9 protein-coding genes are annotated in these 10,526 nt (G+C 27.1%); all 9 read right to left on the bottom strand.

Annotated features, from left to right (window positions below; translation table 11 throughout):
* Positions 1 to 55 precede the first annotated feature (55 nt).
* Positions 56 to 1,588: a glutamine-hydrolyzing GMP synthase gene (guaA, locus tag VJI77_RS00250; protein ID WP_323987842.1), complete on the bottom strand. Its 1,533-nt coding sequence runs from the start codon at positions 1,586 to 1,588 to the stop codon at positions 56 to 58.
* Between the two features lie 120 nt (positions 1,589 to 1,708).
* Positions 1,709 to 2,761 (bottom strand): BMP family ABC transporter substrate-binding protein, encoded by a 1,053-nt coding sequence (locus VJI77_RS00245; RefSeq protein ID WP_293439675.1) that lies wholly within the window; start codon positions 2,759 to 2,761, stop codon positions 1,709 to 1,711.
* Between the two features lie 70 nt (positions 2,762 to 2,831).
* On the bottom strand, positions 2,832 to 6,188 hold the full coding sequence (locus VJI77_RS00240; protein WP_323987841.1) for a penicillin-binding transpeptidase domain-containing protein: 3,357 nt from the start codon (positions 6,186 to 6,188) through the stop codon (positions 2,832 to 2,834).
* An 11-nt stretch (positions 6,189 to 6,199) separates the two neighbouring features.
* Complete coding sequence (mreD, locus tag VJI77_RS00235; RefSeq protein ID WP_009354286.1) at positions 6,200 to 6,697, bottom strand: rod shape-determining protein MreD; 498 nt, start codon at positions 6,695 to 6,697, stop codon at positions 6,200 to 6,202.
* On the bottom strand, positions 6,690 to 7,553 hold the full coding sequence (gene mreC / locus VJI77_RS00230) for a rod shape-determining protein MreC (RefSeq protein ID WP_323987840.1): 864 nt from the start codon (positions 7,551 to 7,553) through the stop codon (positions 6,690 to 6,692). Before mreC ends, mreD begins: the two co-directional genes overlap by 8 nt.
* Positions 7,546 to 8,568: a rod shape-determining protein gene (locus VJI77_RS00225; protein ID WP_293439669.1), complete on the bottom strand. Its 1,023-nt coding sequence runs from the start codon at positions 8,566 to 8,568 to the stop codon at positions 7,546 to 7,548. Before VJI77_RS00225 ends, mreC begins: the two co-directional genes overlap by 8 nt.
* Positions 8,569 to 8,581: 13 nt before the next feature.
* Positions 8,582 to 9,445: a RadC family protein gene (gene radC / locus VJI77_RS00220; protein ID WP_323987839.1), complete on the bottom strand. Its 864-nt coding sequence runs from the start codon at positions 9,443 to 9,445 to the stop codon at positions 8,582 to 8,584.
* Positions 9,432 to 9,932: a Gx transporter family protein gene (locus VJI77_RS00215; RefSeq protein WP_293439665.1), complete on the bottom strand. Its 501-nt coding sequence runs from the start codon at positions 9,930 to 9,932 to the stop codon at positions 9,432 to 9,434. The genes radC and VJI77_RS00215 overlap by 14 nt, the downstream gene beginning before the upstream one ends.
* A complete protein-coding gene (locus VJI77_RS00210; RefSeq protein WP_293439663.1) occupies positions 9,932 to 10,300 on the bottom strand; it encodes a NusG domain II-containing protein in 369 nt (122 codons plus the stop codon). The genes VJI77_RS00215 and VJI77_RS00210 overlap by 1 nt, the downstream gene beginning before the upstream one ends.
* Positions 10,301 to 10,526: the final 226 nt, after the last annotated feature.

The raw sequence follows: 10,526 nt of genomic DNA, 5'->3' as shown, positions 1-10,526 counted from the left end.
TCTTATATAAAATAAGTATATTGTATTTATTATGATTATTTAATATAATCCATCTCTATTCCCACTCGATTGTTGCTGGTGGTTTACTTGTTATGTCATAGACAATTCTGTTTATATTTTCTACTTCGTTTACTATTCTTACGGAAACTCTGTCCAATACTTCATAAGGGATTCTAGCCCAATCAGCTGTCATAAAGTCTGTTGTTGTAACTCCTCTTAACGCTAGAGTGTAATCATATGTTCTAAAGTCCCCCATTACTCCAACTGTTTTATTGTTTGTAATAACTGCAAAATATTGACTTATATTTTTATCTTCTCCTGCTTTTGCTATTTCTTCTCTAAATATTGCATCTGCATTTCTTAGTATTTCTAATTTTTCTTCTGTTACTTCACCCATTACTCTTATTCCTAAACCTGGTCCTGGGAATGGTTGTCTGAAAACTAAATATTCAGGCATTTTAAGTTCTAAACCTAATATTCTTACTTCATCTTTGAATAAATCTCTTAAAGGTTCTATTAAATCTTTAAAATCTACAACATCTGGAAGCCCTCCTACATTATGATGTGATTTTATAACTTTTGCATTTCCAAGACCTGACTCAATAACATCAGGATATATTGTCCCTTGTGCCAAGTAATCTACCTGACCAATTTTTTTAGCTTCATCTTCGAAAACTCTAATAAATTCTTCTCCAATTATTTTTCTTTTTTGTTCAGGATCTGTTACTCCTTTTAGCTTTTCTAAAAATCTGTCTTTTGCATTTACTCTTACAAAATTTAATTCATCATTTTTAAAGGCTTCTTCTACTTCATCACCTTCATTTTTTCTCATAAGTCCAGTATCAACAAACACACAAGTTAATTGGCTTCCAATAGCTTTTGAAAGTAAAGATGCGCAAACAGAAGAGTCAACTCCTCCTGAAAGAGCTAATAAAACTTTTTTATCTCCTACAGTTTGTTTTATTTTTTGTATTTGTTCATTCATAAAGTTTTGCATTGTCCAATCACCACTTGCATTACAAATATCGTAAAGGAATGATTTTATTAATTCTTTTCCTTCTTCTGAGTGATTAACTTCTGGATGATATTGAACTGCATAAATTTTCTTTTCTTCATTTTCTATTCCAGCATAAGGACATGTATCAGTATGTTGAATACAGTCAAATCCTTCGGGAAGTTTTACAACTTGATCTTGATGACTCATCCAAACAGTTGTTTCAGATTTCATATTTGAAATAAGTTTTGAATTTTTATCTTTGATGCACAAAGTTTTTCCAAATTCCTTTTTGTCAACTTTTTCAACAACTCCACCAAATGTTTGAGATATTAATTGCATTCCATAACATAATCCCAAAATTGGTATATTAAATTCAAAAATTTCTTTTTCAATTTTTGGCGCTTTTTCGTCATAAACACTATTTGGTCCACCTGTAAAAATTATGCCGATAGGTTTTTTTCTCTTTATTTCATTAACTGCTTTATTATAAGGAACAACTTCACAATACACATTAAGATCTCTTACTCTTCTAGCAATTAATTGATTATATTGTCCTCCAAAATCAACAACAAGTATTAATTCATTTTTCATAAAATAGTCTCCTTATTTTTATTTAACAATAATATTATATAATAATAATAGCAAAAGGTAAATATTAATATAATCATTTTAATTAAAAAAGGAAGCTCCCGCTTCCTTTTGGTTAATAATTTATTTTACTTCAGTTGGTACAGTAATTTTACCATCTGCAATACTCTTCTTTAATTCTTCAATTTTTTGTTTTAATTCATCAGGAATTTTAATCTTTAATTGATCTTCTTTTCCATATGCAACATCAACACCATTTGTTTTAAGTGAAAATTCTATAGTTTCTCCGCCTCTGAATTTTCCTTCATATAAATCTTTTCCAACACTCTTAATAGCTTCGTTTACTTTTTTGATTGTAGAAGCTACAACATATTCTGGTGCTAAGTAAGATTGATCTCTATCTACACCAAAAACAAATTTTTTGTTTTCTTTGGCTGATTCGATTACTCCATTACCAGTTCCACCTGATGCATGGAAAATCATATCAACACCTGATGAGTACATGCTATTTGCAATAGCTTTACCTTTAGTAGCATCACCAAAACTTTCAGCATATTGAGCAACAACTTCTACTTTTTTGTTATTGTCTTTTGCAGCAAGTTCAACACCTGCTCTGAATCCTGCTTCAAATTTTTTGATTAATGGAGATGTAATACCACCAACAAATCCTACTTTATTTGAAGTAGTTAATGTTCCAGCTAAATATCCAACTAAAAATGAGTTTTCATTATCTGCAAATATTGTTCCAATTAAATTCTTTGGTGTGTTTTCAAAAGAAGAATCAATGATTACATATTTTTGATCAGGATTAGCTTTTGCAGCAGCTTCAATATCTTTTGCTAGCGCAAATCCAATTCCAGCAATTAAATCATTTTTAGCATCAAGTAAAGTTTCTAAGTTCGTTTTGTAATCAGAAGCTTGTTTACTTTCAACATAAGTAGGTTTTTCAATTATACCTTCTTTTTCTAATTCTTTTAATCCTTCATAAGCAGATTGGTTAAAAGATTGATCATTTACACCACCAGTATCTGTTACCATAGCATACTTAATTGGTTTTTTAGTGTTTTCTTTTTTTTCTTCTGTCTTTGTGTCTTTTGATTCATTAGGTTTAGAAGAGCAACCTGTTAAGATCATAGCGCCAACTAAAAGTGCCGCAAAAGTCTTTTTGAGTTTCATATAAAACCTCCTAGTTTATTTAGTCAAATACATTATATATCAAAGTTATCAAAAATTCAATACTTTTTTACTAATCTCCGACTAAATTGTCACCATTTCCTGAATTATTGTCATTTTTCTTATCATGATTAATATTTTCACCTGATTCCGATTTACTATCTAAATACTGCCCTATTATATCTCTAACAATTGGACCACAATAAGCTCCAGCTCCACCTTGAAATATTACTGTTGCAATAGCAATTTCTGGTTTATTATAAGGTGCAAAAGAAACATTCCATGCATAGTTATCATATGCTTGTCCAGTAACTGGATTTACTCCACTTTTTTGTGCAGTACCTGTTTTTGTTCCAATTTCAATTGGTAAATTTTTAAATATTTTAGAATTTTCTGAAGTCTTAGATGCCATATTCATACCTTCCAAAATATACTTTAGATTTTTAGGATTAAAACTAGATTTTTCAGTTTCAGGATTATTTTGAAATGAAACTGTCTTATTATCATAACTTACTATTTTTTCAATAACAGATGTTTTTATCTTCTGACCTCCGTTTGATATCATCGCCATATATCTAGCCATTTGAATTGGAGTATATGCATTTTGACCTTGTCCAATTACTGTATTTAAAGAGTCTGCATTAGACCAAGAAGCTTGATTTAAATAATCAAACTTTATCATATCAGCTAGAGTAGTTTTTGAATTAGAAACAGTTTCTTCTGCTTTTAATTCTAATTTTTCTAATCTTTTAATCACTTCAGTTCTTGATGGAACAGTATCTTCATCAGCCCAACTTACAATAGTATCAATAATTTTATTAAAATCATAGTCATCTTTATTTTTTCCATCCAATATATATTTATCAATTTCTTTTTCGAGTTTTTGCTTTAACATAATTTTTGTTAAAGATTTCTTAGTATTTGAATCAGGAACAACACCCTTACTTTCTTTAGGTACATTAATTTCAATTCCTGTTCTTTCACCAAGACCCAATTCTTTTACTGTTTTTGACAAATCTTCTATTGTAACTTTAGTCCCAGTTTTTTTATTTGATTTTGGGTTTTCTCCTAAAGCTAAAGCGTAAAAATAATAGTTACAACTGTCTCTTAATGCTGTTCTTAAATTTTCATTACCATGAGTTTTTTTATATTGATTCCAAATCCAACAACCAAATTTAGTATCCCCAACATCCATTACACCTTGACAGTTAATGTTTTCATTAGGATTCAATCCTTTTTCAAGCGCTGTTAAAGCAGTTGCCAATTTAAAAGTAGAACCTGGTTGTGAAATACTTTGAGTTGCTATATTATACAGAGGTCTTGGAGCAAGAAAATCTCTTGAATCTTCAGGAAACAAACTTATCCAATCACTATTTGAAATTCCAGTTACAAAAAGATTTGGATCATAGGAAGGATAACTTGCAAGAGCTAACACTTTTCCTGTTTTTACATCGAGAACTACAACCGCTCCACTTGTTGCATTTTTATGACTTTCATTAGGTCTATAGCTTCCCCACTTACTTTTATACTCACTTCCATTTCTTATAGATTCTAAAGTACGTTTTAAAGACTCTTCTGCTACCTTTTGTAAATCTGAATCAATTGATAAATAAACATTTTTTCCAGGAATAGCTTGTGTTTCAGAAATAGTTTCTGTTCTATTCCCTCTATTATCAACCATAACTTTCTTAAATCCATCTTGTCCTTTTAAAGAAACTTCTTGACTTTCTTCTACTCCCGTTTTTCCAATGAAACTATCAGAAGAGTAACCCTTATCTTTACTATATTTTTCAATTTCATCTTGCTGTGATATTTTTCCAATATATCCTAAGATATGTGAAGCCATTTCTCCATTAGGATAGTACCTTATAGGTTCCATTGAAACCGTAAACCCATTGTTATTCTCAAATTTTTCTTTTATATGGGAAATACAGGGTTCAGAAATACCATATGTTAATGTTATAGGAATATATGCTTTATCCCCTTGTAACTCTACTTTTCTATTTAAAACCAAATAACTATATGCATTATAATCATCTAAATTTTCAATAGAATATGTCTTTTTTAAAATTTCAAATAAACTTTCAGCAGTATAATCATCTTTAATTTTATATCTATTTTTTATTTCTGTACGATTTATATTATAAACATAGTCAAATGATTTACTAGTTATTGAAATTTTTAAAATTATATTGTTTTCTGTATTTACTTCTTGAGCAACAGTTTTTATTTCATCTGATAGAACAAAATCATAGAGTATATTATTATCTTCAGCAATAGAAATTAGATGAGTTAAAGGTTCTACATCATTTTTAGAATTATCTTTATAATTAAATTGAACTACTTCCTTATCCTTTTCATCTTTAACAAGAGTATATTCAACATTTGCATCTATACCTTTTTCTTCTAATTTTTTTAATAATATTTCTGCAGGAATGATTTTATTACCATTTTTATCAACTTTGACATAGCTCAATAATTTATCCATAGTAAACTTTCTAACCATATTGTAAAAATCATCTTTTGCACTTGTCTCCATTGTTACCTTAGAATTTTGTTTATTTAATTCAGATTTAATTAATAATAAATTATATCTATTTAAATCAACTAATGGTTTTAATTCAATATTATTTAAAAGATTTCTATTTTTTAATTCATCATAAACTAATTTTCTTGCCAAAGGTTGATCTAGTATTTTTCTTATTATTGATTTATCATCTTTTACTAATGATGCAACATGAGAATAAATACCTTTAGAAAGATCTTTTCCTTTTGCATATTCATCATATTTTGTACCTTTAGTAAAAGTAATTTCTCCACTATCTACATCAAAGAAATCACTTGGAACATATATTCCTTTAAGTTGTAAATCTCTAATAACTTTTTTAATTATATAGTAAGAAAATTCTGATGATGAATTTTTTTCAATCTTTAGTTTTAAAATATCTTCTACTAAATTATTTTCCATAATAATATCAAGTACTTTCTCTTTTGGAGATTTTAATTCAGTAAAATAATCTAAATCTGAAGAATATACAAAGTAATTAATTCCTAAAAAATAATCATCAGTATCCCAACTAGCACCATCCTTATTAAGTATTTTAATTAGTTCTTCAATCTTGTTTGCTTTTTCATCCTTATTTAGTCTATTAAATTCATCTTTTAAAATTTGAACAGCTGGACTAGTTTTTACTCCTGCTAATAACTTTCCATTTTTATCATAAATATTTCCTCTAGGGGCCGTTATTTTTACATCTTTAAGTCTATTATTATCTGCTTTATCTCTATAATCATTACCATTTATAATTGTTAAGTGAAATAATTTGAGAACTAGTGCAGACATCAAAATAAATAAAATTGAATAAACTATCTTATATCTTAATTGTCTATCATTAATCTTTTCTAATTTATTCTTATCAAAAATTTTCATATAAGTACCTACTAAAATCTAAATTTTCTTTTTTTGAATACTTTTCTCAACAAATAATTACATATCAAGTATAATAAAACATTCAAAATTAATTCAATAATTATTGGACCTTTTAAATAATTTAAAAGTTCTACTGAAGATGAATTTCCAAGAATCATATTAATTATAGTATTCATAATCCAATAAAACAAAGTTGCTACTACTGTAATTATGGAACCTGAACGTATATCTCCTTTATTTATTGAATCTTCATTATATCCAACTATAAATCCTATCATATAATAAATTAATGCTCTAATCCCTATTAATTTTGAGAATAAAATATCTTCCAGAAAACCAAGAACAATTCCTGAATAACCTGATATATATGATCCATAATTCATAGCTATTGCTACAACAAGTGCTAGACTCATATTTGCTTTTGAGTTAAAAATACTAAAATTTGGCAATATAGCAGTTTGTATCATAATACTAGCAAAAAACAACAATACAATTTTTAATCTATTCATTCATATCACCATTTCCTTTTAATACGAAAACTCTAAATAAAGTTGTAAAATCTACTGGAGATTTTACACTTATCTTTTTTTCTAAATTATTTTCCGAAGTTTTTACTTCTGTAACTTCACCGATATATAGATTACTTGGAAATACACCACCTCTTCCAGAAGTTACTAATTTATCTCCAACAACAACATCTGCATCTGATTTATACATAAACCCAGATAAATAATCATTTTCTTGACCATTAATAGCACCAAAAGATTGAGTCCTTACAACATTAAATGAAACATTACTTGCAGAATCAACTAAGCTAGAAACTTTACTCCAGTTGTATCCCACTTCTATAACTTTTCCAACGACAGCCTTAATATAAGTGTTATTTTCGTCCCCTACAGTTCCCTGTACAATAATATCTCCAACTTTCACGCCATCTTTACTACCTTTATTAATATTAAATCTTACAAATAGATTATTATTATCTAAAGCAATTACATTAGCACTTAAAAGATTTTCTTTATTTTTCATATATAGATTATATTCATTTTTTAGAAATTCTTCTTTAGCAATTATATTCTCCATATTTGTCGCTTTTTCTTTAAGTTCTGCATTCTCAACTTTTAGTTTTTCATTTTCTTCTCTAATTGCTTTTGATCCAAAAATATTTTTAAAAACTTCCTTTGAATTAGCAATTGATGAATAAATTATTCTTGAAATTGAATTTGTAACAGTTCCTATCGCATTTTCTCCAATATTCATAATAGAAGAATTATTACTGAAAAAAATAATAGAACTTAAAATAATTATAGTGGTGAAAAAAGATATCTTCTTTTTACGTGCTTTAATATTTCTAAATCTATTCATTACTTTTTCTCCTATTATTTTTAACTTTTAATTCACTTGCTAGTATACTAGCTCCAGCACAAGTACAAGTCAATGGATTATCAACGACGTTAATAGCTATCCTCAATTCATTTTGTAAATATTCAACACATCCATTAATTTTGGAACATCCTCCTGTTAAAAAAATCCCATTCCTTAAGACGTTACCAGTCATTGATGGTGGTGTTTTTTCTAATATAACTTTGATTGCATCAGCAACTGCATTAAAAAGCGGAAATAAAGAAGATGTTATATCTTTCCCATAAATTGTTGCATTTCTAGGCATTCCACTATTTATATCTCTCCCAAATATTGATAAATTATTAGTAATATTGCTAGTGATAAATGACGAAAGGTTAATCTTTATATATTCAGCAGTTTCTTTATCTATCATGAGATCATATTTATTTTTAACAATATTTATAATATCATAATCAACTAAATCTCCCCCAATATCTACAAACTTAGTTGCAACAACTCCTCCTAAACTTACTAGTGAAACGTCAACTGTTCCACCACCTACATTAGCTATAATGCTACCTGATGGCTCTAAAGCAGGAAGTCCCATTCCTATTGCGGTTGCTACGGCACTTGGAATAAATTCAACACTTCTAGCTCCAGAATATATTACACAATCTTCTATAGCTCTTCTATCAACTTCGGATATTCCACTAGATATCGCTATATATACTTTAGGATGAAAAATGGAAAAATTTGATTTTGCTTTTTTTAATAAATTAGTAAGCATTACTTGTGCAATCTCAAAATTTATTATTTTTCCACCCTTTATTGGTGATAAAGTTATAATATTATCAGGAGTTTTTCCTTCCATACTTTTTGCTTTCTCTCCGACTGCAACAATTTCATAATTATTTAAATCTACAGCCACTACAGAAGGTTCTATAATCTTACCATCTTTTCTTTTTGAGTAAATTAGAGTATTAGATGTACCTAAATCTAAAGTCAAATCTTCCCCTAAAATCCATGAAAAACTCATTATTCTACCTCTCTTATCTCATTAATCCCTTTTCTTTTAAACTTATATACTTGTTATATCCAATTATAATATGATCTAATAATCTTATTCCAACCAAATCTCCAACATCTTCTAACCTTTTTGTTATGTCTATGTCTTGTGAACTTGGAGTAGGATCACCACTTGGATGATTGTGCAAACAAATAATACTATTTGCACCATATTTCAATGCATACTTAAAAACTTCTCTTGGATGAACGATAGATGAATTCAAATCTCCTTTTGATATTTCATTCCAAGATATTATTTTATTTTTTGTATCTAGTAATAAAACGTAAAAATGCTCTTTCATTTCGTCTCTTAATATATTCATGAATATATCTGCAACACTTTTTGGAGAACAAAACGAAAAATTATCAACACATTCTCTCATGTTTAATCTTTTAAAAAGCTCTAAAGCAGAAATCAAACTACAGGCTTTAGATAATCCAATACCATCAATTTCCATAAGATCATTAATTGTAATCTCACTTATTCTATGAAATTTACTCATATAAATCCATAATTTTTTTGAAAGAGTTAAAACATCTTCTTTTTTTGAACCACTTCGAATTAAAATTGCTAAAAGTTCATATTCTGATAAACTTTCAGGACCAAATTTATAAAGTTTCTCTCTAGGCTTATCCGTTTCCTTTAATTCATTTATTGAAATAGTAAAAGTTTCAATATCTTTATATTCAATATTTTTTAATCTATTTACTTCACTTATTGTTTTATCTGCAAAAGGTATTTCTCCTTCTTTAACTTCTTTTTCAAATGATTCTTTATCTTTTATTTTTTCATTTTTTAAAAATACATTTAAATCTTTTAAAAATTCTTCATAACTATAATTTGACATAATAACCTCGTACAATTTTATACATAAAATTTGAAATCACACCAACTAGTATGCCTGTAAAAATTCCAATCATTCCTAAAATAGGAATAAAATTAACTAAAGTTCTTGAATTTAAAAGAACCATAGAAACTAGTATTTGAACCATAACATGAGAAACAGAACCTAAAACACTTATTCCTATTAAACTTAAAAATTTACTACAAAACTTATTTAATACATACATAATAATAATACTTGTAAATCCAGCAGTAAAATTATATATAAAACTTATTGGATTTCCTAAAATTATCACCAATAAAATAGCTTTTAAAAATGAAATAATAAATGCTTCCTTAAAGCCAAATAATAAAATAGAATTTATTATTATTATATTTGATAATCCTAATTTCACATTTGGTACGGGAATTGGAATATAATATTCTAGTAATGAAACTATTAAAGCTACTGAAACAAATAATGAAATTAAAACTACTTTTCTTGCTTTCACTAATTTACCACATCCAAATCATTAGTTTTTCTTGATTTTATTTGTATTACAAGTCTATTAGGCATACAAATAATTGCCTGTCCAACTTTATTTATTTTACCAAATTTAACATCAAGTTTATCAGGACAACTTGCTTCTATTACTCTAACACTTTCATTATCAACCTCTAGAATATTAAGTCCAAAAGAAGTTCTTATAGGATAAACTTTTTTTTCGTTACCAAAAGTGATTTGTTTAATCTCTTCTCCATTTACTTGAACACTAATATATTTATCACCAGTTGTTATAAAACTATTACTTATATATATAAATGACAGACAAAATACAACGATTAAAGTGAAGATAACAATAATATCACCTTTTTTCATACACACATCCTTATTTTTTATTAGAAATAACAATATTATATATTTTTAATAAAATTTATCAGTTCTTGTAAGGTAACATCATACCTCAGCATTAATTTTATCAAAATTTTATCTAATTTTCAATGTTTTAGAAAATTTTTTTAGAAAATACTTATTTTTTACAATAATAAACAAAAAGTAGTAATATATATTAAAAAATTTACTACTTTTATAGTTAATTTAATAT

The organism is Parvimonas sp. D2 (assembly GCF_035282635.1).
In the GTDB taxonomy this organism is placed as follows: Bacteria; Bacillota; Clostridia; order Tissierellales; family Peptoniphilaceae; genus Parvimonas.
Note: the sequence above shows the minus strand (reverse complement) of the source record. Positions and strands in the feature narration are given on the sequence as shown.

Bases quoted from the DNA above. Each gene is read 5' to 3' on its own strand.
- VJI77_RS00225 (WP_293439669.1), bottom strand. From the start codon at position 8,568: ATGAGTTTTTCATGGATTTTAGGGGAAGATTTGACTTTAGATTTAGGT.
- radC (WP_323987839.1), bottom strand. From the start codon at position 9,445: ATGTCAAATTATAGTTATGAAGAATTTTTAAAAGATTTAAATGTATTT.
- VJI77_RS00210 (WP_293439663.1), bottom strand. From the start codon at position 10,300: ATGAAAAAAGGTGATATTATTGTTATCTTCACTTTAATCGTTGTATTT.
- guaA (WP_323987842.1), bottom strand. From the start codon at position 1,588: ATGAAAAATGAATTAATACTTGTTGTTGATTTTGGAGGACAATATAAT.
- mreD (WP_009354286.1), bottom strand. From the start codon at position 6,697: ATGAATAGATTAAAAATTGTATTGTTGTTTTTTGCTAGTATTATGATA.
- VJI77_RS00245 (WP_293439675.1), bottom strand. From the start codon at position 2,761: ATGAAACTCAAAAAGACTTTTGCGGCACTTTTAGTTGGCGCTATGATC.
- VJI77_RS00240 (WP_323987841.1), bottom strand. From the start codon at position 6,188: ATGAAAATTTTTGATAAGAATAAATTAGAAAAGATTAATGATAGACAA.
- mreC (WP_323987840.1), bottom strand. From the start codon at position 7,553: ATGAATAGATTTAGAAATATTAAAGCACGTAAAAAGAAGATATCTTTT.